Below are 21159 nucleotides of genomic sequence, written 5' to 3'. Positions count from 1 at the left end.
GAGCCGGCGCGGTCCGGTGCGCCCGGTCAGGCCTGGACGATCGGTTCGCGGGTGAACAGGGTGCCCAGCGCCGGTGCGTTCACCCGGCGGTCGGCCAGGCGCAGGCCCTCCCACACGGTCACCTGGTTCGCCGTGAGCACCGGTTTCGACAGCGCCTTCTCCAGCAGGGACAGGTGCGCCGCCGTGTGCAGTGCCGTGTCCGGAAGGAGCACCGCCTCGGCCTCCCCGGTGTCCACCGCCCGCGCCAGGGTCAGGACCTCCTCCTCCCCCCACGTCCCGACCTCCGCCGCCGTGACGATCCCGGACGAGCGGATCCCGGTCACCTCCAGGCCTCCGGCCCGCAGGAAGTCCGCGAAGAGGGCGGCCACGTCGTCGGGATAGGTCGCGCCGACCGCCACCCGCCGTACCCCGAGCTCCCGCGCCGCGTGCACGAACGCGAAGGACGTGGACGACGCCGGCAGACCGGCCGCCCGGGCGAGCGCGCGGACCTGCTGCTGGGCGCCCTCCCAGCCGTACACGAAGCTGCCGCTGGTGCACGCCCACACCACCGTGTCCGGGCCCGCGAGCCGCAGCTCCGCCACCCCGGCCGCCAGCCGTTCCTCGGCGCCCATCTGCCGCAACGCGTCCACCCGGTGCGCGTCCTCGCCGATGTCGGTGTGGACGACGTCCACCCGGATGTCGCTGCCGAGGAGCTGCTCCATGCGGGGGTAGTCGTCCTCCGCGGAGTGCCCCGGATAGAGGATTCCGAGCGCTGTCATGTCCACCCTTCCTGCTGTTCTTCCGGCAGTACGGGCCACTCGCGCGCCGCCGCCGGTTCGTCCGGATGGCGGACCAGCGCCTGATAGGGGCCCACCGCTCGGGTACCCAACCTGCGCAGCGCCGCCCACATCGTGACCTGGTTGGCCGACAGGACGGGAATCCGCAGCTCGGCCTCCAGCTGGGGGATGACGTCGTAGGTGGGCAGGTTGGTGCACGAGATGAACAGGGCGTCGGCGGCCCCGGGCCGTACCGCCTGCCGGGCCATGGCCACCACGTCCCGGTACGGCACCTGCCAGATGTGCCGGGTCAGCCCCATGAACGCGCAGCCGGCGACCTGTACGCCGGCCTCCGCGACGTACTCCTCCAGGACCCGGGTCACCGACACGGTGTACGGCGTGACCAGCGCGAGGCGTCGTACGCCCAGCTCGGTCAGCGCGTCGAGCAGTGCCCCGGAGGTGGTGAGGGAGGGCACCGCGCCGGAGCGGGTCATCGCCTCGCACATCGCGCGCTCCCCCGCGATGCCGCCGACGAAGCTGCCGGAGGTGCAGGCGTAGGCGACCACCTCGGGTGCGACGGCGGTCAGCGCGCGTACCGCGTCGCCGAGGGTCTCGTGCTCGCTGACCAGCCGGGCGAGGTCCAGGCTGACCTCGACCGGCACGTACGGCGTCCTGGTCAGGTGCAGCGACACGTCGTCCGGCACCCAGCGCCACAGCTCGCGGTCGAGCGCGAAGTCGAAGGGCGCCACGACGCCGACACCGCGCTGGGGGCGGGGTCCGCCCAGAAAGGAGACGTCCATGGGAAGTCACCGGCCTCACGCTGGAGATCGAGGGCAACGGTCGACGGATACGCCCGTGTTGACGAAGGTAGGTTCGGGTGTCAGCGTGGTCAATCCGTGCCTCTGAGACATTCCGTCCGCCCAAGTCAGACGCCGTAGGACACCGGGAGACCGCCCCGAATGACGCCGTCCGTGCCCACCCTGCTGGTCCTCGACGCCGACCCGCCGCCACGGCTGGGCCGGCTCACCGGCCGCGCCCGGATCGTGCACACGGACGCGGCGGGCCTGGCGGCCCGGCTGCCGGCCGCCGATGTGCTCCTGGTCTGGGACTTCGCCTCGCACGCCGTCCGCGAGGCCTGGCCGGGCGAGGGGCCGCGTCCGGGCTGGGTGCACACGGCGAGCGCGGGCGTCGACCATCTGATGTGCCCGGAGCTGGCCGCGTCCGGCACGGTCGTCACCAACGCGCGCGGGGTCTTCGACGCGCCCATCGCCGAGTACGTGGCCGCGCTGGTCCTCGCGATCGCCAAGGACCTGCCCCGGACCCTCGACCTCCAGCGGGAGCGGACCTGGCGGCACCGCGAGGCGCGCCGGGTGGCCGGCACGCGCGCGTGCGTGGTCGGCACCGGCCCGATCGGGCGGGCGATCGTCCGTGTCCTCAAGGCGCTCGGCATCACCACGGCCCTGGTCGGCCGGGTCCCGCGCACCGGCATCCACGGCCCGGACGACCTGGACCGGCTGATGTCCCGCGCGGACTGGGTGATCGCGGCCGCCCCGCTGACCGAGCAGACGTACGGCATGTTCGACGCGCACCGCTTCGGCGTGATGCAGCCGTCGGCCTGCTTCATCAACGTCGGCCGGGGCCAGCTGGTCGACGAGGACGCCCTGGTCCGGGCGCTGGACCGGCGCTGGATCGCGGCCGCCGCCCTCGACGTGTTCGGCACCGAACCGCTGCCCGCCGACAGCCCGTTGTGGACCGTGCCGGGGCTGCTGGTCTCCCCGCACATGAGCGGGGACACGATCGGCTGGCGGGACGAACTGGGCACGCAGTTCCTGGAGTTGTACGACCGGTGGGCGGCGGGCAGATCTCTGCTGAACGTGGTGGACAAGAAGCGCGGATACGTGCCAGGTCACTGACGCCGGGAGGCCCCATGCAGCTCACCGACCTCACCGCCCGACAGCTCCTCGACGGTTACCGCACGGGCGGGTTCGGCCCGGTGGAGGCGGTCCGGGCGGCGCTGGAGCGGGCGGCGCGGATCCAGCCGGAGGTCAACGCGTTCGTCCGGCTCACCGAGGAGGACGCCCTGGCGCAGGCCCGGGCCTCGGAGGAGCGGTGGCGGCGGGGCGAGCCGCAGGGCCTGCTCGACGGTGTCCCGGTGACGGTCAAGGACATCCTCCTGATGCGCGGCCATCCGACCCTGCGCGGCTCGAAGACGGTCGCCGCCGCCGGGAGTTGGGACGAGGACGCGCCCTCCGTCGCCCGACTGCGCGAGCACGGCGCGGTGTTCATCGGGAAGACGACCACTCCGGAGTACGGCTGGAAGGGCGTGACCGACTCCCCGCTCACCGGGGTCACCCGCAACCCGTACGACCCCTCCCGTACGGCCGGCGGCTCCAGCGGCGGCAGCGCGGCGGCCGTCGCGCTCGGCGCCGGGGCGCTGTCGCTGGGCACGGACGGCGGCGGCAGTGTGCGCATCCCGGCCGCGTTCTGCGGGATCTTCGGCCTGAAACCGACGTACGGCCGGGTGCCCCTCTACCCGGCGAGCGCCTTCGGGACGCTGTCCCACGTCGGCCCGATGACCCGGGACGCGGCCGACGCGGCACTGATGCTGGACGTGATCGGGGTCCCGGACGCCCGCGACTGGTCGGCCCTCGGCCCGGCGCCGGGCTCCTTCGCGGCGGCCCTGGCCGGTGGCGTCCGCGGCCTCCGGGTGGCCTTCTCGCCCTCCCTGGGCGGCCAGGTGGCGGTACGTCCGGCGGTCGCGGCGGCGGTACGGCGGGCGGTGGCGGGGCTGGCCGCGCTCGGGGCGTACGTCGAGGAGACCGACCCGGACTTCAGCGACCCGGTGGAGGCGTTCCAAGCGCTGTGGTTCGCGGGCGCGGCCCGGGTGACGCAGCGTTTCACCCCCGAGCAGCGGAAGTCGCTCGACCCGGGGCTGCGGGAGATCTGCGGGGTCGGCGGCCGGCTGTCCGCGCTGGACTATCTCGCGGCGGTGGACGTCCGGATGGACCTGGGCCGGCGGATGGGCCGCTTCCACGAGCGCTACGACCTGCTGGTGACACCGACCCTGCCGCTCACGGCGTTCGAGGCGGGGGTGGAGGTGCCGAGGGGGTCGGCCCACCGGCGCTGGACGGGCTGGACCCCCTTCACCTACCCCTTCAACCTGACCCAGCAGCCGGCGGCGACGGTCCCGGTGGGTACCGACGCCGACGGCCTCCCGGTGGGCCTGCAGATCGTGGCCGCCCGCCACCACGACGCCCTCGTCCTACGAGCGGCCCACGCCCTGTACGAGACAGAGACGGCCTCGGCACCGCCGGTCAGCGACGCCGTGACTTAACGCCGTTGCGGCGGAAAACAAGAAACAGCGGCAGCGCGGGAGGAGGACGCGCAGCGCCACGGAAGAAGGACGAGCAGCGCGACGGCGCGGACGAGTTCGGCACCGCCGAGCAGCGCCGTTGTGGCTTAGCGCCGTCGCGGCGGGAAAACAAGAAACAGCGGCAGCGCGGGAGAAGGACGCGCAGCGCCACGGAAGAAGGACGAGCAGCGCGACGGCGCGGACGAGTTCGGCACCGCCGGACGGCGCCGTTGTGGCTGAGCGCCGTCGCGGCGGAGAGGTACGAGAGCGGCAGCAGAAAGCGCCGGAAGCGGGCGATGGAGATCTCGGTCAGAGCGCCCGGAAGGAGAGCCGTTCCCCCGCTGCGCCGTTGCGCCAGAGGTCGTTGCAGGCCTCGGCCAGCTCCGGCAGCCCCTCGACCACCTGCCCCCACACGATCCCGGGCACCCACCCCACGTCCCCGTTGAGCAGGAGGTTGTTGCGTTCGTAGAAGAGGGCCAGGTCGACCAGTGTGGTGCCGGGGCGTACCTCGCGGTCGTAGCCGTAGGCCTTCGTGGCCAACTCCGTGCCGGCGAAGGAGAAGTAGCAGAGGTCGCCGGGGATGGGGGTGACCGTCGGGTTCTCCAGGGGCGGTTCCGTCGGTGCGAATGGCGGGAACAGGGCGTAGATCTCGTTGCGGGCGTACTTGGCGTGGTAGACGTCGCCGGACAGCGGCAGGGCGTCCCAGACGGCGGCGCAGGTCAGCGGTGCGCGGTCGTCCAGGAGCCGGGCCTTGGCGGTGACACCGCGGCTGACCAGCGAGACTTCGATGAATCGTTCGGTCATGCCTTCCATGGTGCATAAGTCGGTTGGGGTCGGGTAGCCGCGCCGCCATGGCTCCACCACACGGGAACGAATCAGACACATCAAGGTATGAATCCAGACACAGTCGGCGGGCCGTGCTCGCGGGTGCCGCCGCGGTCGGCGCACTCGGCGCGCTGGGCGCCGCCGGCTGTACACGCGTGGCCACCGCGTCCGGCACCGACGGCGGTGACCTGCTGCAACGGCTGCGCGCCCAGGGTGTCGTACGGCTCGGCATCGCCGGTGAGATCCCCTTCGGATACATCGACAAGGACGGGCACCTGACCGGTGAGGCGCCGGAGCTGGCGAAGGCGATCTTCAAGCGGCTCGGGGTGGACCGGGTGCAGCCGGTGCCGACCGAGTTCGGTTCGCTGATACCCGGGCTCAACTCGCAGCAGTTCGACGTCGTGGCCGCCGGGATGTACGTCAACCCGGAGCGCTGCCAGCAGGTGATCTTCGCGGATCCGGACTACCAGATGCTCGACTCGTTCATCGTGCGGAAGGGCAATCCCAAGGGGCTGCACGACTACAAGGACGTCGTCGCGAAGAAGGCGAAGTTCGCGACGGGGACCGGGTACGCGGAGATCCAGTACGCGGTCGAGGCCGGGTACAAGGAGAGCGACATCCTGATCGTTCCCGACCAGGTCGCCGGGCTCAACGCGGTGGAGGCGGGGCGCGTCGACGTCTTCGCCGGTACGGCGCTCACCACGCGTTCGGTCGTCAAGAAGTCGGCGAAGGCGGAGGCGACCAAGGCGTTCGCGCCGCTCGTGGGCGGGAAGCCGCACGTGGACGGGGGCGCGTTCGCGTTCCGGTCGGCGGAGACGAGGCTGCGGGACGCCTTCGACGTGGAGCTGCGCAAGCTGAAGAAGAGCGGCGAACTGTTCCGGATCCTGCGGCCGTTCGGCTTCACCGAGGACGAGATGACCGACCTGACGGCGAAGGAGCTGTGCGGGGGAGGGAAGAGCGGATGACCTCCGGACTGTGGGACCTCGTACTCAGGGGCGTCTGGACGACCATTCAACTGCTCGTGCTCAGCGGGTTGTTGATGACGGCCGTGGCCCTGGTGGTGGGCGTGGCGCGGACGAACCGGCACTGGATCGTCCGCTTCCTCGCCGGTTTCTACACCGAGGTGTTCCGCGGCACCTCGGCGCTGGTGATGATCTTCTGGGTGTTCTTCGTGCTGCCGGTCGCCTTCGGCTGGCAGCTGGTGCCGCTGTGGGCGGGCACCCTCGCGCTCGGGCTGACGTACGGCGCGTACGGCTCGGAGATCGTGCGCGGGGCGCTGGGCGCGGTCGACCCGGCGCAGCAGGAGGGCGGGATCGCGCTCAGCTTCACGCCCTGGCAGCGGCTGCGGCTGATCCTGCTGCCGCAGGCGGTGCCGGAGATGATCCCCTCCTACTGCAACCTGCTCGTGGAGCTGCTCAAGGGCACCGCCCTGGTGTCCATCACCGGCATGGGTGACCTGGCGTTCAGCGGGAACCTGGTGCGGCTGGCGCTGCAGGAGAGCGCGCACATCTACACGTATCTGCTGGTCATCTACTTCGCGATCGCCTTCGTCATCACCCGGCTGATGCGCGGTCTGGAGAAGCGGCTGCGGGCCGGGATCGGCAAGGAGCCGGACGACGAGCTCGCGGCACGGACGCGCAAGCGCAGGGAGACGACCGGGGTCGGTGGTGTCGCATGACGTGGGACTGGAGTGCCGTACGGGAGTTCATGCCGCACTTCTGGGACGGCCTGTGGGTCACCCTGGAGGCGCTGGCCCTCGGTTCGCTGATCTCGTTCTCGCTGGGGCTGGTGTGGACGCTGCTGATGCGGACGCCCACGAGGTGGGGGCGCTGGCCGGTCGGGGTGCTGACCGAGTTCGTGCGCAACACCCCGCTGCTGGTGCAGCTGTTCTTCCTCTTCTACGTGCTGCCCGAGTGGGGGCTGACGTTCTCCGCGCTGACCACCGGGGTCTTCGCGATCGGCCTGCACTACTCGACGTACACCATGCAGGTCTACCGGGCCGGTATCGAGGCGGTGCCGGTCGGGCAGTGGGAGGCGGCCACCGCGCTCAGCCTGCCGGCGCGGCGGACCTGGTTCGCGGTCATCCTGCCGCAGGCGCTGCGCCGGGTCGTGCCGCCGCTGGGCAACTACGTGATCTCGATGCTCAAGGACACGCCGATCCTGATGTCGATCACCGTGCTGGAGATGCTCGGCCAGGCCCGGCTCTTCTCCCAGCAGCACTTCCAGTTCACCGAGCCGGTGACGGTGATCGGCGTCGCCTTCATCGTCATCTCCTACCTCGCCTCCCTTCTCCTGCGCACCCTGGAGCGTCGCCTTGTCCGTTGAGACCAGCAAGCAGCCGAGTACGTCCGATACGACGTCCGACGAACTGATCCGCATCGAGGGGGTGACCAAGCGGTTCGGGGACAACACCGTCCTCGACGGCCTCGACCTCACCGTGCAGGCGGGCCGGCACGTCACGCTGATCGGGCCCTCCGGCTCCGGCAAGACCACGATCCTGCGGCTGCTGATGACCCTGACCGAGCCGGACGCGGGCACCATCACCGTGGACGGGCAGCGGCTCTTCCCGGCGTCCGAGAAGGAGGTCCGGGAGGTCCGCAAGCAGATCGGGATGGTGTTCCAGCAGTTCAACCTGTTCCCGAACATGACCGTGCTGCGCAACATCACCGAGGCCCCGGTGACCGTGCTCGGCCTGCCGAAGGAGGAGGCGGAGGCGCGGGCCCGGGAACTGCTCGACCTGGTGGGCCTCGCCGACAAGGCCGACGAGCGGCCGACCCGGCTCTCCGGCGGGCAGCAGCAGCGGGTCGCCATCGCGCGGGCGCTGGCCATGCGGCCCAAGGTGCTGCTCCTGGACGAGGTGACCTCGGCGCTCGACCCGGAGCTGGTCGCGGGCGTCCTCGACCTGCTCAGGGACATCGCCCGCAGCACCGACATCACCATGCTCTGCGTGACCCACGAGATGAACTTCGCCCGGGACATCTCCGACCAGGTCCTGATGTTCGACGCGGGCCGGATCATCGAGGCGGGCCCGCCGGAGCGGATCTTCAGCGAGCCGGAGCACGAGCGGACCCGGGAGTTCCTCAGCGCCGTGCTGTAGATATTTCCACCGCCGGCGCCGTAAAAGTTTCCCCGTGCGGCCGCCCGGCTACAGGAAGTGAACGCTCGATCACCCGAGGTCCGAGCGGCGGGTCATTCCACTGGCATATGCCAGCGGGTCTTCGTCGCAGCTGAGAGGGCCGGAATCTCGCCAACACCCCCTCCGTTTCGGGCGCTTGCCCGTTATCGTGGAGAGGATCCGCCGTCCGGATCGCGGCCCAAGCAGTGCACTGCCGAAGCAGTACCGCCGAGCGAGCGCAGGGGGACCACCGTGGCGCTGATGCACGAGCCGACCGCCCCGTACCACTCCACCCAGGACGCCCTGCGGGTCCTGGAGACGGTGGCGGGGCACCCCACCGGCGTCACCGACACCGAACTGGCCCGCCGCACCGGCCTGGACCCCAACCGGCTGACCGCGCTGCTGCGCATGCTGCGGCGGGAGGGCTATGTCGAGCAGGTCGCCGACGGCGCGTACGTGACCGGCGAGACCCTGCGCCGGCTCGGCTCCGCGCACGAGCGGGAGCAGGCGCTCGGCGATCAGCTCCAGCAGACCCTCGACCGGCTGCGCGACTCGGTCGGCGCCGCGATCTATCTCAGCCGGTACGTCGACGGCGAGGTGAGGATCGGCCAGTACGCGGCCGGCCCGGCCACCCCCGCGGTCAACGAGTGGGTGGACTTCCGCTCCTCCGCGCACGCCACCGCGATCGGCAAGAGCCTGCTCACCCAGCTCGACCACAACGCGCGCCGCGACCACCTCTCCCGGCACAAGATGGCCCGCCTCACCTCGCGCACCATCACCAGCGACAAGCTGCTGCTCTCCCGCCTGGAGGCGCAGCCGCCGACGGTCCCCGTCCTGGACCTCCAGGAGTACGCGATCGGCACGGTGTGCGCGGCGGTGCCGATCACCGCCGGCTCGGCCGTGGGCTGCCTGGCGCTCTCCCTGCCGGTCGAGCACGCGCACCGGCTCCGCCAGGCCGCCGAGACCCTGAACCGCAGCGCGGCTCCGGTCCTGCTGTCGCTGGCCATCTAGCGACCGGTCCGGCGGTGGTCGGAAGCACCCCGCCGGACCAGGTACTATTTTCTTCGTCGCCAGCCGCGAGACACAGTCGAGAGACGATTCGAGCGGTCGGCGGGAGTCATGCGCCGCTAGCTCAGTTGGTTAGAGCAGCTGACTCTTAATCAGCGGGTCCGGGGTTCGAGTCCCTGGCGGCGCACCTACGATGACCTGGGGTTTCACCACCCCGGGTCATTTTTTTTGCAGGCCATGCACGCCCTGGTGCCCTAGTGCGGGTCCCCCAGGAAGGGGAACTCGGAGCGCAGGTCGTCGTGGGGCCGCAGCCCGTCGTGGGGCGCGGCGCCGTTGGTCAGCAGCGCGATCCCCTCGTTGATGACGTCGTCGGTGAGATTGCGGCCGTTCGGGTAGCCCGCGGCGCTGGAGTAGTCGTACGTCACGAGGTCGGGGAGCAGGCCCTCCGCGAGGGCGAGTGCCTGGTCCGCGGAGTAGCCCCCGTGCTCCAGGACGTGCGCGAACTTGTCGAGGAAGAGCTCGCGGTCGTTGTCCGGCTCCTGCTGGTTCCAGACCCGCTTGTCGTCGTCGCTGTGGTTGAAGTTGTTGTCGATCCCGGGCCGCCCCGCCCGGTCGCCCTGGACCAGGCGGCCGTCGTGCGGGACCAGGACCCGGGCCCAGACGCCGACCTGCGGGGTCGGGCCGAGCACGCTGTTCGGGACGTCCAGCACGATCCCGAACACGTTCTTGTCGAGGAAGAAGTCCTTGCCGGTCCACTGGAAGTCGTTCCCGGCCCCGACCGGGTCGGCGAAGAACGGGTCGCTGCGGAGCCCGGCGAAGAACCCGATGCCGCCGGCCGTGGTGATCTCCGGCTCCTTGCCGAAGGTGACCGGGGCGTCCGCGATGACCGTCTCCCCGGCGTCGACGTCGGCCGCGGGGCCCCGGCCGGTCGCCAGCTGCACACTGGCGCTCTGCGTGTCCGCCACCACCGGCGAGAAGCGCACCCGGAAGGCGACGTCGTTGACCGCGTCGCCGTCGTTGTCCACGCCGAACTCGTAGACCGACTCGTGATCGACGGCATCGGCGGTGATCGGCGAGTACGGGTTGATCCCCATCACCAGGATCGTCCGGTCCGCATCACCCGGCTTCTGGAACACGTAGAGGTCGGTGATGTGACTCCTGGGGTCCGCGCTCGTGGGGCTGACACCCAGGCCGGAGACGTGGTGCGCCATGTCGATGGCTCCTCTCGGATGGCCGTCCAGGTCGGCTTTCGCGCACGCTAACACGGGGTCAATTGCCCAAGTGCCCACGTATATAGGGCCCTTCGGGCAGGGCACCGTCGCCCCGGACCGCGGTCAAGGCGTCCTTCGCGGTCAGCCTGCGGTACGTCTGCTCGCCCGGCGGCCGCCACCACACCGGGTCGGCACACCGCACCCCCTCCCGCCGCAGCGCCGCCCGCTGGATCTTGTTGGTCGCCGTCACCGGCATCCGCTCCACCACCCGCACGAACCGGGGCGCCATCTTCGTCCCCAGATCGGGCTGGGCCAGCAGGAACTCGGCGAAGTCCAGGGGCTCGAACCGCCCAGCGACGGTCGCCATCACCTGGTCCCCGGTCACCGGATCCGGCACCCCGTACACGGCGACGGCCTCCGCGCCCTCGTACCGGGCCACGATGTTCTCGATCATCGCGGCGGCCAGGTTCTCCCCGTCGACCCGGATCCGGTCGTCGGTACGCCCCGCGAAGTACAGGTAGCCCTCCCCGTCCCGGTAGAAGAGATCCCCGGTCCAGTACCAGCCGCCCCGCCGCCGCTCCGCCTCCGCCTCCGCGTTCCGCCAGTACCCCTCGAACGGGTTCGGCGCCCGGTTCACCAGCTCCCCTATCGCCCGCTCCCCGTTCAGCAATCGCCCCCCGGAGTCGAAAACAGCAGGCGGGCACTCCTCCCCCGACTCCTGGTCGAGTACGGCGAGCCCCGGCCCGGCCCGCCCCACCGCCCCGGCCGGCGTCCCCGGCGACCACTGGATCGCCGCCCCGCCCTCCGAGGACCCGTACCCCTCCACCAGCCGCACCCCGAACCGCTCCTCGAAGGCCGCCGCGTCCACCGCCCCGGCCTCCGTGCCGAACCCGAGCCGCAGCGGATTGTCCCGGTCGTCGGGGCGCGGCTCGGTGGCGAGGACGTACTGCACGGCCCGGCCGACGTAGGTGAAGTAGGTGGCCCGGTAGCGGCGCACGTCGTCCAGGAACCCGGAGGCCGAGAACCGCCGCCGTAACGCCACCCCGGCGCCCGCCACCAGCGCGGGCGCCCAGTCGGCGATCACGGCGTTGCCGTGGAACATCGGCATGCAGATGTAGTGCACGTCGTCGGGCCCGACCCCGAACTGCCGCACGAGCGACCACCCGGCCGCCGCGAGCCGGCCCTGCGAGCAGAGCGCGGCCTTGGGGGCGCCGGTGGAACCGGACGTGAAGTAGAGCAGCATCCGGTCCCGCGGGGTGGCCCGGAAGGCGTCCGGGAAGGCGCCGAGGTAGGGGGCGAGGAGGTCGTCGTACGCGGGATCGTCGGTGACCAGAACCCGGACGCCGGGCAGCTCCAGCCCCGCGAGCAGAGGCAGCTGGGCCCGCTCGGTGACCAGGACCGGGCACTCGGCATGCAGGATGTCCCGGGCGAGTTCGGCCCCCCGCCGGGTCGGATTGACCCCGGCGACGGCAGCACCGGCGAGCGCGGCGGCCCCCAGCCAGAGCGGGAACTCCGGGGTGTTGTCGAGGAGAACACCGATGTGGGGCGTGGCACCAGGGGGCAAGAGGTCGGCGATCAGCCCCGCCCGAGCAGCAGCCCCGCCGGCCACCTCGTGATGCGTCAGCACCTGCCCCTCGAACCACAACCCGGGCCGATGATCCCCCCACCGGGCGGCGACGGCTTCAGCAACGGTGCGCCCATTGGACTCCATGGAGAAGCAGAGTAATTGACACTCCGTCAGATGTGCAGCGCCCCGTCAGAGGCGCGGGACCGTATCAACCTGCGGCTGCCGCCGCGCAGGCGCGCCCCACAGCACTCCGCAACGCCGCAAGCGCAACCCCCCAGGGGCGCGGGACCGTATCAACCTGCGGCTGCCGCCGCGCAGGCGCGCCCCACAGCACTCCGCAACGCCGCAAGCGCAACCCCCCAGGGGCGCGGGGAACTGCGCGACCAGCCCCCACCGCGCCGCACCCGCCGACGACCTCACCCGGCTCTCACGGACTGACAACCCCGTCCGCCGCCGAAAACATGAAGTGCGCCACCCCCATGAAGGCCAGCGCGAACCCGATGAACACCGCGAAGAACGCCACCATGCACCCGGTCCCCGCGGCCAGCTTCCCCTGCGCGGGCGGCTGCGCCGTCGCCTTCTCCGGGTTCTCCGGCAGGTAGTACACCGTGACGAAGTCCCCCTCGACGACCGTGGACCGCCCGTTCCGCTCGTCGATGCGGACGGTACGCCCCTCGGCCGTCGTGAACTCGAACACATGGTGCAGCGTGGTCGTCACGGACGTGTCCCCGCCGCCCCCGCTGGTCGTCGTGTACGACCGCAGACAGCGGGCCTCGGCGGTACGCCCGTGACGCCACGCCCGGCTGATCTCGCTCGACCGCCGCAGCGTCCTGACCAGCCCGAGGACACCGACGACGACGAAAATGCCGGGAAGGATGTAGAAGAACGCTTCCATCAGGCCCATGAGAGTCCCCCGCCTCCGAACACCGGTCGAACTGACCGGTGTGGCGGGAACGTACCCCCGCGGCCCGCGGCGGGTCCTCAAGCGAAGCTCAGATCAGCCCGGTGTTACCCAGTCGTCGAACGACGCCGGTCAGAACGTGACGTCCGAGCAGGCATAGAACGCGTTGCCCGTGTCGGCGATCGTCCAGACCGCCACGATCACGTGGTGACCGCTCAGCCCCGTCGGCAGGGTGCCGCTGTGGCTGAGGGTGGTCGGCGGGCGCTGGCCGTTGTAGGGGACGGTGAGGAACGGGGTGGTGTTGAGGTCCGAACGGGCGAGGGCGTGGTTCTGGTTCCAGCCCTGCTTGGTGACGTAGTACTTGAAGTCCGTCGTGGCGTGCACCGCCGTGAACTGCCAGCGGAACGTGTACGTCTGGCCGCCGGTCAGCTTCGTCGTCGGCCAGGCACCGCCCGACGGCGTGGTCGGCGAGCTGAGCTGGGCGAACCTGCTCAGCCCCCCGTTGCAGATCTGGCCGTCGGCGGGACCGGCCGCCGGGAAGCCCTTCGGGCCCTCGACGCTCTGCGGCTCGTACTGGATGTCGCCGCAGTTCGTCACCGTGCCGTTGGCGCAGAGCTTCTGCCGGCTGACGGGGAGGTCGGTGTAGCCGTGCCCGCTGGCGCCGCCGGTGGAGAGTGCGAAGGCTCCGGCGGTCGCCACGCCGAGCACGACGGCCGACACCTTGGTCCGTTTACGCATGCTGCCGCTCCTGGTGAACGTGGGGGAAGTTCGATGAGCCGTGCAGGTCTAGACCAAGTCCCAGATTATTGCCATGAATTGAGCATGTCCATACCAATCACGGCGTGGACCCGGTACGCCCCGAGCAGAACGCCACCGTCAGGTCCCGCACCAGCACCTTGCGCTCGTAGTCGTCGAGATCGACGAGTCCGCGCACGGTCAGCCGGGTCACCGTGTCCTCCACCGAGTCCACGACCGAGGTGAGCATGGCGGCCCGCTGCTGCGCGTCGAGCGCGGCGATCCGGCGCCGGTGCATGGCCGCGGCGACCTCCGGGGCGTACTCCACCCGGACCGGCTGCACGGAGAACACCTCCACACCGATGCCCGCCGCGTCCGCCGTGACCAGCCGGGTCAGCGCGTCCGTGGCCATCTCCACCGAACCCCGGGCGGTGCCCGGCGGCTCCACCGGCACCCGGGCCAGCGCGGCCTCCACGCACTCGCGCAGATACGTCTCGTGGTCCTCGACGCCGAGCGCCGCCCGCGCGGTGTCCCGGACCCGCCACACCACCAGGACGACGACCCGCAGCGCGACCCCGTTGCCGTCCGCGGCCGGCATCTCCTCGCTGCGCCAGTGCCGCAGCCGGACGTCGACCCGGCGGCGCAGCAGCAGCGGGTTGACCCAGAGCAGGCCGGTGCGCCGTACCGTCCCCCGGTAGCGGCCGAACAGGCCGAGCACCCAGGCCCGGCCGGTCGCCCCGCGCGCGAGCCCGGCGAAGCCGAACAGGCCGAGCGCACTCGCTCCGGCATACGCGGCCCACTGCGCCGGCCCGAGCCCCGCACCCCCGTGCGCCGGCAGGCGCAGCGCGTGCGCCGCGAACGGCGACAGCACCCCCGCCCACCAGGAGGTGGCGAGCCCCCCGGCCACCCCGCCGAGCCCGGCGCACACGCCGACCGCGCCGGGCAGCACCCGGGCCGGCCGCTCCACCAGCTCGGGGTCGACGGCGGCGACCGGCCGGGGCTTGGCCGGGAGCGGGCGGCGCAGCCGGGGCTGTTCGCCGGTGCCCTGCCGGCGGCCGACCACGGCGGGCCGCAGCGGCACCGACACCGGGTCGGGGTCGTCACGGAACAGCAGGTGGACGGGGATCTCGGTGGTGATCTCGTTCTGGATCAGCCGGGGGACCGGACGGGACGGCGGCCCGCCGTCCGGCGGACCGTCCGAATCAGGGGTGTGTGCGGTGGTCGTACTCATGCCTGCCTCCAGCCTCCGCGCCAGATGCTTCAGGTGATGGTCGATCGTCGGAGTGGTCGGGTGGTCACAGGAACAGGCGGCGCCAGGTCTCCGGCCCCGGGTAGCCGTCGGCCGCGCCGCCGCGCCAGCCCTGAGCCCGCTGGAACGCCTCGACGGCCCTGCGGTCCGCCTCGCCCCAGGCGGGATGCGGGCCGTCGGGATAGAAACGGCCGTAGCCCTTCCTGACCAGCTGTCTGCCGAGCCGGGTGACGTAGTCGCTCGCGGCGCCCGGACGGAAGAGGTTCTTGCCGGGGTAGCCCGGGACCCCGTGCGAGGCGGGGGCGGGCCGGGCCGCGGCGGGCTTGATGCTCTTGCCCCGGCCGGTGGCGAGCAGTTCCCAGGTGCGCGGCCCCGGCAGGCCGTCGGCGGCGGCCCCGGTCCAGCCCTGGGCCCGCTGGAAGGCCTGGGTGGCCCGCTGGTCGGACGGGCCCCAGACCGGCCCCGGGCCCTTGGCGTAGTGGCCGCCGGCGCCCCGGGAGATCAGCAGCTGCCCGAGGAGGGTGACGTACTTGTTGTCGGCGCCGGGCCCGAAGTAGGCCGCCCCCGGGAACGGCACCGACGTCTTCCCGGCCAGCGCGCCCGCCGTGGCCGGGTCCGCGATCAGGCCGTTGTAGCGGTAGGGGACGTACTTGGCCGAGTTGGTCCAGTAGGCGTAGGGCGTGGTCTGGCGGCGGGCGCGCGGGGGCGTCTGCTCGTACGCCGTGTAGTAGGTGTGCGTGTAGTCCGTCCAGCCGCCGAAGATCACCACATGGGAGCCCTTCTCGGGGTTGTCCGGGTTGTGGAAGAGCAGGATGTCGCCGGGCTGCAGCTCCTCCTTGGTGATCTTCGTGCCGAACTGGTCGAGGCTCCCGGTCCACTCGTTGCCGGTCAGCCCCCAGGCCATCGAGACATAGCCGGAGCAGTCCTGCCGGTACCCGTCCGTCCAGTAGAGGGACATGCTGTACGGCACCTGGGCGGCGACCCAGGTCTTGGCCCGGTTGATGATCTGCGTGCGGGTGATGGGGGGCGTGGTGACCGGGCCGCGCGCGGGTTTGCCGCCCGGCCCGTGCAGGGGGGCCCTGGCGCCCTGCGGGTTCTCGGGCTCCGGGTCCACGGGGGCGGCGGACCGGTGCGGGGCGGGCGGGGTGCTGTGGGCGGCGGCCGTCGGGGCGGTCGCGGCGAGGGCGGCGGACGCGGCGGCGGCCACGACCAGGACACCCCGGGCGGCCGGGTGCCCACCGAAGCGGCCGGGCAGCGGGGAGGGACCCACCCGCCGCCAGTGGACGCATCCGGGGCATTCACAGTTGTTCGCGGGGTCGAATTCCTCGAATACCGGGGCCGGCATGCGATTCCCCTCACACTTCGTGTTGATATGTCCGGGACTGTACACATTGATGAGTTTCCCAACTGTCACCCCGGTGCGCATGCTGACGGTCCGAATGATGTACGGCAGGGGTCGGACGGGGGTCGCCCCGGTGCCCCGCGGTCAGGAGCACGGCCCCTCGTCGGGTAGAGTTCTCGATGTCAGCAGGCGCCGCTAGCTCAGTTGGTTAGAGCAGCTGACTCTTAATCAGCGGGTCCGGGGTTCGAGTCCCTGGCGGCGCACAGACACCCAGAAGGCCCTCCGCAGCAGCGGGGGGCCTTCTGTCGTACAGACACCCCGCCGCCCCTTATGTCAACAACCGACACGAACGGTCCACACAATCCCTACACGCTGCGCAATGAACGCCTATGCGCGGTAAACACCGTGTTTCGCTCTTGCGATCATGCTGAGCACCGTAGAACCCTGGATGTCCAAAGTGCTGGTGTTTCGCGGCACTTGGGGGGTAGATAGCCGGTTGCCAGATCTGCGGGGTGAGGGGCCCCGGTCATGACTCGGTGCCGAGGGGGGCACCATGCAACCGGACGGTCACGGTCCGTGTCCATATTCTGTGGGACGACTGTGCCCCGCCATTGACACGCCCGGCAGGGTCGAGGGGGATCCGAGCGGGCGGTCGGACCGATGAAACACGCGCTGATCTGCGTGTGGGGGGATGACTCATGACGTCGACGCCGATGGGCGCCCGGCAGGAACAGGAATACGACCCGTCACGGACCGCACAGCTCCGTATGCCCGCGCACCGCACCGCCACCGCCCTGGGCCGCATCAAGAAGACACTGCCCAGATACGACTACGAACACTACAGCCGGCTCGCGGGCCCCCTCACCCAGCCCGACCCGAGCAGGCCGTACCGGGTGCAGTACCGCTCGCTGCTCTCTCAGGAACCGCACCGCGTCCGCGCCGCCCTGATGCTGGGCGCGGCCCCGCTGCTCTCGCTGGTGCTGCTGACCTGGCTGCTGCAGCCCGAGCACTGGACCCAGCGGGACTACCCGGCGTACGACTTCCTGCCGGCCCTCGACATCGTGATGCTGGTGTCGATCGGCCTGATCGAGTTCTTCCGCTGCATGAACGTGCTGTCCAACGCGCACGCCACCCTGGTCGCCCGCGACCCGGTCCCGGTGGTCCCGGAGACCGGCACCCGGGTCGCCTTCATCACCACGTTCGTGCCCGGCAAGGAACCCCTCGACATGGTCACCCGGACCCTTCAGGCGGCGGTCCGGCTGCGCCACCGCGGGCTGCTGCACGTCTGGCTGCTCGACGAGGGCGACGACCCGGAGGTGAAGGAGGTCTGCGCGCGCCTGGGCGTGCACCACTTCACCCGCAAGGGCGTCGAGAAGTGGAACCAGCCCAAGGGCCCGCACCGCGCGAAGACCAAGCACGGCAACTACAACGCCTGGCTGGAGGCGCACGGCGACGAGTACGACTTCTTCGCCTCCGTCGACACCGACCACGTGCCGCTGCCCAACTACCTGGAGCGGATGCTGGGTTACTTCCGCGACCCGGACGTCGGCTTCGTCATCGGCCCGCAGGTCTACGGCAACTACGACACGTTCGTCACCAAGGCCGCCGAGTCCCAGCAGTTCCTCTTCCACGCCCTGATCCAGCGCGCCGGCAACCGCTACGGCGCCCCCATGTTCGTCGGCACCTCCAACGCCGTACGGATCAGGGCGATCAAGCAGATCGGCGGCCTGTACGACTCGATCACCGAGGACATGGCGACCGGCTTCGAGATGCACCGCGCCAAGAACCCGGCGACGGGCCGGAAATGGCGCTCGGTGTACACCCCGGACGTACTCGCGGTCGGCGAGGGGCCGGGCGCCTGGACCGACTTCTTCACCCAGCAGCTGCGCTGGTCCCGGGGCACGTACGAGACGATCCTCAAGCAGTACTGGAAGGGCCTGTTCAGCCTGGGTCCCGGCAAGCTCTTCAACTACACGATGATGATCATCTTCTATCCGATGTCGGCCCTCAACTGGATCCTGGCAGCGCTGAGTTGCGCGCTGTTCCTGGGCCTGGGCGCCTCGGGCGTGAACATCGACCCCGCCGTGTGGCTGATGCTGTACGGCAACGCCTCCGCGCTCCAGATCGGCCTCTACATCTGGAACCGCCGGCACAACGTCTCCCCGCACGAACCGGAGGGCTCCGGCGGGATCGCCGGCATGGTGATGTCGGCCCTGTCCGCGCCGATCTACGCCCGCTCGCTCATGGACGCGGTCCTGCGCCGCAAGAGCAGGTTCGTCGTCACGCCGAAGGGCGAGTCGACCAGCCCGGACACGCTGTTCGGGACGTTCCGCATCCACTGGTTCTTCATCCTCGTCTTCGGCGGATCGCTCGCCGCCGGTTTCGTCGAGGGCCACTCGCAGCCCGCGATGATCACCTGGGGCACGCTGGCGCTGCTGATCACGGCCGCGCCGATCTTCGCCTGGCAGTACACGCTGCGCAAGGAGCGCGGGGCGCCCGTGGCGGTGGCCGAGCCGGAGGACGCGGTGCCGGCCGGATACGCCCCCGCGGGGCACGCACCGCAGCAGCGGCCGACCTGGACGCCGCCCGCCGGCACCCCCGCGGAGCAGACCATGCGGATCGCGCTCGGCGGACTGGGCGGACGGGGCGGACTGGGGGGACCTGAGGAATGAACGACAGTGCCGGCCGCCGCCGGGCTCGTCGGCTCGCGATCAGTACGGTGGTCGTACTCGCCCTGGCCGGGATGAACGGGCCGTGGCTGTACCGCTTCGGGACCGACCGGTACCACCAGTACAAGATCAACAGACCGGAGTACAAGGCCGAGAACGGCCACTGGGACATCATCGAGTTCCCGAAGGAGTACCGCCAGGACACCATCCACGCGGTACTCCTGCACACCGGAAAGGTGCTGCTGGTCGCGGGCTCGGGCAACAACCAGGACAACTTCGACGCGAAGATCTACGACAGCAGGATCTGGGACCCGGTCAAGGGCACGATCAAGAAGGTGCCCACCCCGGCCGACCTGTTCTGCACCGGGCACACCCAGCTCGCCAACGGAAACATCCTGATCGCGGGCGGCACCAAGCAGTACGAGAAGCTCAAGGGCGACGTCAAGAAGGCCGGCGGCGTCATGATCCTCTACAACGAGAACCCGGACAAGCCGATGACCCTGCCCAAGGGCACGCGGTTCACCGGCAAGCAGAACGGCAAGACGTTCCTCTCCGACGACTCGGCGCTGATCCCGCGCGCGACGAAGGTCTTCGACAAGAAGACCGGCAAGTTCCTGCGCAACAACCCCGGTTACGCGCGGGTCGTCGTGGAGGCGCCCAAGCAGGGCACCAAGTACGAGACCGGCACCCAGGACAACTACAGCATCGCGGGACTGACCGGCGCCGACGCCCGCAACACCTACGGCATCGCCAACAAACTCGGCATGGACAAGCGGGACTTCGAGGGCATCAAGAACGCCTACGAATTCGATCCGGTCGCCGAGAAGTACATCAAGGTCGACCCGATGAACGAGGCCCGCTGGTATCCGACGCTCACCACCCTCTCGGACGGGAAGGTGCTCAGCGTCTCGGGGCTCGACGACATCGGGCAGCTGGTGCCGGGCAAGAACGAGGTCTTCGACCCGAAGACGAAGACCTGGACGTACACGAAGTACAAGCGCCAGTTCCCGACCTATCCCGCGTTGTTCCTGCTCCAGAACGGCAAGCTCTTCTACTCGGGGTCCAACGCCGGGTACGGCCCGGACAACGTGGGGCGTGACCCGGGCATCTGGGACGTCGACACCAATCAGTTCACCAAGCTGTCGGGGCTCAGCGACCCGAACATGCTGGAGACGTCCGGGACCGTGCTGCTGCCGCCGGCGCAGGACGAGAAGTACATGGTGGTCGGCGGCGGCGGGGTCGGCGAGTCCGCGCTGTCAACGAACAGGACGCGGCTGATCGACCTGAAGGACCCCGACCCGAGGTTCACGGACGGTCCGTCGCTGGAGAAGGGGACGCGGTACCCGCAGATCTCGGTACTGCCGGACGACAGCGTCCTGGTCTCGGGCGGCTCCGAGGACTACCGGGGCCGCGGCGCCTCCGACATCAGGCAGGCGCGGATCTACGACACCGCCACCGACTCCTTCAAGCGGGTGGCCGACCCGCTGGTGGGCCGCGACTACCACTCCGGGTCGATCCTGCTGCCGGACGGCCGGGTCATGTTCTTCGGGTCCAACCCGCTCTTCGCGGACAAGGCGAACACCAAGCCGGGCGTCTTCGAGCAGCGCATCGAGATCTACACGCCGCCGTACCTGTACCGGGACTCACGGCCGTCCCTGAGCGGGGGGCCGCAGACCATCGCCCGGGGCGCGTCGGGGACGTTCACGTCACAGCACGCGGCGACCATCAAGAAGGCGCGGCTGATCCGTCCCAGTGCGACCACGCACGTGACGGACGTGGACCAGCGGAGCATCGCGCTGGACTTCAGGACGTCCGGGAACAAGGTCACCGTGACCGTGCCGGGGAATCGGAACCTGGTGCCGTCGGGGTGGTACATGCTGTTCGTGGACGACGACCAGGGAACGCCGAGCGAGGCGCAGTGGGTGAAGGTGCCGTAGCGCTCCCGCGGGTTGGGACTTGGGGTGCGGGAGCGCGGTGGCTGGTCGCGCCCGCGAGGCGGAGCCGCAGACTGGCTCCGCCTCGCGCCCTTAGGCCGGCTGCACCACCGCCACTCCCCCACCTCTCCCGCCACACCCCAACGCTGCCCCTGCGCCCCGGCGCTTACCCCCTTCCGCCGCCACGGCGGCGGTATCCGGCGGTGCCGAACCGGGCGGTGGTCACCTGCGGGCCGGTGGGGGCTGATCGCGCAGTTCCCCGCGCCCCTAGGCCAGTTGCACCACCGCCACTCCCCCGTGCCCCGGCGCCCCTCTTCGCCGCCGCCACGGCGGCGGTATCCGGCGGTGCCGAACCGGGCGGTGGTCACCTGCGGGCCGGTGGGGGCTCGTCGCGCAGTTCCCCGCGCCCCTAGGCCAGTTGCACCACCGCCACTCCCCCGTGCCCCGGCGCTCCTCTTCGCCGCCGCCACGGCGGTGGTCACCTGCGGGCCGGTGG

At 70.9% G+C, this 21159-nt stretch carries 18 protein-coding genes and 2 tRNA genes; 11 read left to right on the top strand and 9 right to left on the bottom strand.

What is annotated here, in order from left to right:
* Positions 1-26: 26 nt before the first annotated feature.
* Positions 27-758, bottom strand: coding sequence for a maleate cis-trans isomerase family protein (locus ACWGKQ_RS20475; RefSeq protein WP_453293342.1), 732 nt, complete (start codon positions 756-758; stop codon positions 27-29).
* A complete protein-coding gene (locus tag ACWGKQ_RS20470) occupies positions 755-1555 on the bottom strand; it encodes a maleate cis-trans isomerase family protein (protein WP_453293341.1) in 801 nt (266 codons plus the stop codon). Before ACWGKQ_RS20470 ends, ACWGKQ_RS20475 begins: the two co-directional genes overlap by 4 nt.
* Positions 1556-1714: 159 nt before the next feature.
* Between ACWGKQ_RS20470 and ACWGKQ_RS20465 the strand changes: the two genes are divergently transcribed.
* Both ACWGKQ_RS20465 and ACWGKQ_RS20460 read left to right on the top strand, forming a co-directional pair.
* Complete coding sequence (locus tag ACWGKQ_RS20465; protein WP_453293340.1) at positions 1715-2668, top strand: D-2-hydroxyacid dehydrogenase; 954 nt, start codon at positions 1715-1717, stop codon at positions 2666-2668.
* Positions 2669-2682: 14 nt separating this feature from the next.
* Complete coding sequence (locus ACWGKQ_RS20460) at positions 2683-4089, top strand: amidase (protein ID WP_453293339.1); 1407 nt, start codon at positions 2683-2685, stop codon at positions 4087-4089.
* 327 nt (positions 4090-4416) lie between these two features.
* On the opposite strand, the gene ACWGKQ_RS20455 is transcribed toward ACWGKQ_RS20460, so the two are convergent.
* A complete protein-coding gene (locus tag ACWGKQ_RS20455) occupies positions 4417-4911 on the bottom strand; it encodes a DUF3830 family protein (protein WP_453293338.1) in 495 nt (164 codons plus the stop codon).
* A 47-nt stretch (positions 4912-4958) separates the two neighbouring features.
* Between ACWGKQ_RS20455 and ehuB the strand changes: the two genes are divergently transcribed.
* The 6 genes from ehuB to ACWGKQ_RS20425 all read left to right on the top strand — a co-directional run bounded on the left by ehuB (position 4959) and on the right by ACWGKQ_RS20425 (position 9242).
* Positions 4959-5897: an ectoine/hydroxyectoine ABC transporter substrate-binding protein EhuB gene (ehuB, locus tag ACWGKQ_RS20450; RefSeq protein WP_453293337.1), complete on the top strand. Its 939-nt coding sequence runs from the start codon at positions 4959-4961 to the stop codon at positions 5895-5897.
* Positions 5894-6610, top strand: a complete 717-nt coding sequence (ehuC, locus tag ACWGKQ_RS20445) for an ectoine/hydroxyectoine ABC transporter permease subunit EhuC (protein WP_453293336.1) — start codon at positions 5894-5896, stop codon at positions 6608-6610. Before ehuB ends, ehuC begins: the two co-directional genes overlap by 4 nt.
* Positions 6607-7257: an ectoine/hydroxyectoine ABC transporter permease subunit EhuD gene (gene ehuD, locus ACWGKQ_RS20440; RefSeq protein WP_453293335.1), complete on the top strand. Its 651-nt coding sequence runs from the start codon at positions 6607-6609 to the stop codon at positions 7255-7257. Before ehuC ends, ehuD begins: the two co-directional genes overlap by 4 nt.
* Entirely contained in the window at positions 7247-8029 is a 783-nt protein-coding gene (gene ehuA, locus ACWGKQ_RS20435) for an ectoine/hydroxyectoine ABC transporter ATP-binding protein EhuA (RefSeq protein WP_453293334.1), read from the top strand. The genes ehuD and ehuA overlap by 11 nt, the downstream gene beginning before the upstream one ends.
* Before the next feature lie 270 nt (positions 8030-8299).
* Complete coding sequence (locus tag ACWGKQ_RS20430; protein ID WP_453293333.1) at positions 8300-9058, top strand: IclR family transcriptional regulator; 759 nt, start codon at positions 8300-8302, stop codon at positions 9056-9058.
* Between the two features lie 110 nt (positions 9059-9168).
* Positions 9169-9242, top strand: a tRNA-Lys gene (locus tag ACWGKQ_RS20425).
* Positions 9243-9309: 67 nt separating this feature from the next.
* Here ACWGKQ_RS20425 and ACWGKQ_RS20420 read toward each other — a convergent pair.
* The 6 genes from ACWGKQ_RS20420 to ACWGKQ_RS20395 form a co-directional block, all read right to left on the bottom strand.
* Positions 9310-10266 (bottom strand): DUF4331 family protein, encoded by a 957-nt coding sequence (locus tag ACWGKQ_RS20420; RefSeq protein ID WP_453293332.1) that lies wholly within the window; start codon positions 10264-10266, stop codon positions 9310-9312.
* 58 nt (positions 10267-10324) lie between these two features.
* Positions 10325-11977, bottom strand: coding sequence for a long-chain-fatty-acid--CoA ligase (locus tag ACWGKQ_RS20415; RefSeq protein ID WP_453293331.1), 1653 nt, complete (start codon positions 11975-11977; stop codon positions 10325-10327).
* 283 nt (positions 11978-12260) lie between these two features.
* A complete protein-coding gene (locus ACWGKQ_RS20410; protein ID WP_453293330.1) occupies positions 12261-12737 on the bottom strand; it encodes a DUF3592 domain-containing protein in 477 nt (158 codons plus the stop codon).
* A 129-nt stretch (positions 12738-12866) separates the two neighbouring features.
* The gene (locus ACWGKQ_RS20405; protein ID WP_453293329.1) at positions 12867-13472 is read right to left on the bottom strand and encodes a lytic polysaccharide monooxygenase auxiliary activity family 9 protein; all 606 of its coding nucleotides are present in this window, start codon (positions 13470-13472) and stop codon (positions 12867-12869) included.
* A gap of 97 nt (positions 13473-13569) precedes the next feature.
* Positions 13570-14700 carry an SPFH domain-containing protein gene (locus ACWGKQ_RS20400; RefSeq protein ID WP_453293328.1) on the bottom strand — a complete coding sequence of 377 codons (1131 nt, stop codon included), beginning with the start codon at positions 14698-14700 and terminating at the stop codon, positions 13570-13572.
* A gap of 64 nt (positions 14701-14764) precedes the next feature.
* Entirely contained in the window at positions 14765-16063 is a 1299-nt protein-coding gene (locus tag ACWGKQ_RS20395) for a peptidoglycan-binding protein (protein WP_453293327.1), read from the bottom strand.
* Positions 16064-16249: 186 nt separating this feature from the next.
* On the opposite strand from ACWGKQ_RS20395, the gene ACWGKQ_RS20390 reads away from it, so the two are divergent.
* The 3 genes from ACWGKQ_RS20390 to ACWGKQ_RS20380 all read left to right on the top strand — a co-directional run bounded on the left by ACWGKQ_RS20390 (position 16250) and on the right by ACWGKQ_RS20380 (position 20666).
* Positions 16250-16323 (top strand) — tRNA-Lys (locus tag ACWGKQ_RS20390).
* Between the two features lie 435 nt (positions 16324-16758).
* Entirely contained in the window at positions 16759-18732 is a 1974-nt protein-coding gene (locus ACWGKQ_RS20385; protein ID WP_453293326.1) for a glycosyltransferase family 2 protein, read from the top strand.
* On the top strand, positions 18729-20666 hold the full coding sequence (locus tag ACWGKQ_RS20380) for a galactose oxidase-like domain-containing protein (protein ID WP_453293325.1): 1938 nt from the start codon (positions 18729-18731) through the stop codon (positions 20664-20666). Before ACWGKQ_RS20385 ends, ACWGKQ_RS20380 begins: the two co-directional genes overlap by 4 nt.
* The last annotated feature ends 493 nt before the right edge of the window (positions 20667-21159 follow it).

This window comes from Streptomyces sp. NPDC054770 (genome assembly GCF_053611985.1).
The sequence above is the reverse complement of the archived record's forward strand: the minus strand, read 5'-3'. Positions and strand labels throughout refer to the sequence as shown.

Bases quoted from the DNA above. Each gene is read 5' to 3' on its own strand.
- ACWGKQ_RS20475 (WP_453293342.1), bottom strand. From the start codon at position 758: ATGACAGCGCTCGGAATCCTCTATCCGGGGCACTCCGCGGAGGACGAC.
- ACWGKQ_RS20470 (WP_453293341.1), bottom strand. From the start codon at position 1,555: ATGGACGTCTCCTTTCTGGGCGGACCCCGCCCCCAGCGCGGTGTCGGC.
- ACWGKQ_RS20465 (WP_453293340.1), top strand. From the start codon at position 1,715: ATGACGCCGTCCGTGCCCACCCTGCTGGTCCTCGACGCCGACCCGCCG.
- ACWGKQ_RS20460 (WP_453293339.1), top strand. From the start codon at position 2,683: ATGCAGCTCACCGACCTCACCGCCCGACAGCTCCTCGACGGTTACCGC.
- ACWGKQ_RS20455 (WP_453293338.1), bottom strand. From the start codon at position 4,911: ATGACCGAACGATTCATCGAAGTCTCGCTGGTCAGCCGCGGTGTCACC.
- ehuB (WP_453293337.1), top strand. From the start codon at position 4,959: ATGGCTCCACCACACGGGAACGAATCAGACACATCAAGGTATGAATCC.
- ehuC (WP_453293336.1), top strand. From the start codon at position 5,894: ATGACCTCCGGACTGTGGGACCTCGTACTCAGGGGCGTCTGGACGACC.
- ehuD (WP_453293335.1), top strand. From the start codon at position 6,607: ATGACGTGGGACTGGAGTGCCGTACGGGAGTTCATGCCGCACTTCTGG.
- ACWGKQ_RS20420 (WP_453293332.1), bottom strand. From the start codon at position 10,266: ATGGCGCACCACGTCTCCGGCCTGGGTGTCAGCCCCACGAGCGCGGAC.
- ACWGKQ_RS20415 (WP_453293331.1), bottom strand. From the start codon at position 11,977: ATGGAGTCCAATGGGCGCACCGTTGCTGAAGCCGTCGCCGCCCGGTGG.
- ACWGKQ_RS20410 (WP_453293330.1), bottom strand. From the start codon at position 12,737: ATGGGCCTGATGGAAGCGTTCTTCTACATCCTTCCCGGCATTTTCGTC.
- ACWGKQ_RS20405 (WP_453293329.1), bottom strand. From the start codon at position 13,472: ATGCGTAAACGGACCAAGGTGTCGGCCGTCGTGCTCGGCGTGGCGACC.
- ACWGKQ_RS20400 (WP_453293328.1), bottom strand. From the start codon at position 14,700: ATGAGTACGACCACCGCACACACCCCTGATTCGGACGGTCCGCCGGAC.
- ACWGKQ_RS20395 (WP_453293327.1), bottom strand. From the start codon at position 16,063: ATGCCGGCCCCGGTATTCGAGGAATTCGACCCCGCGAACAACTGTGAA.
- ACWGKQ_RS20385 (WP_453293326.1), top strand. From the start codon at position 16,759: ATGACGTCGACGCCGATGGGCGCCCGGCAGGAACAGGAATACGACCCG.
- ACWGKQ_RS20380 (WP_453293325.1), top strand. From the start codon at position 18,729: ATGAACGACAGTGCCGGCCGCCGCCGGGCTCGTCGGCTCGCGATCAGT.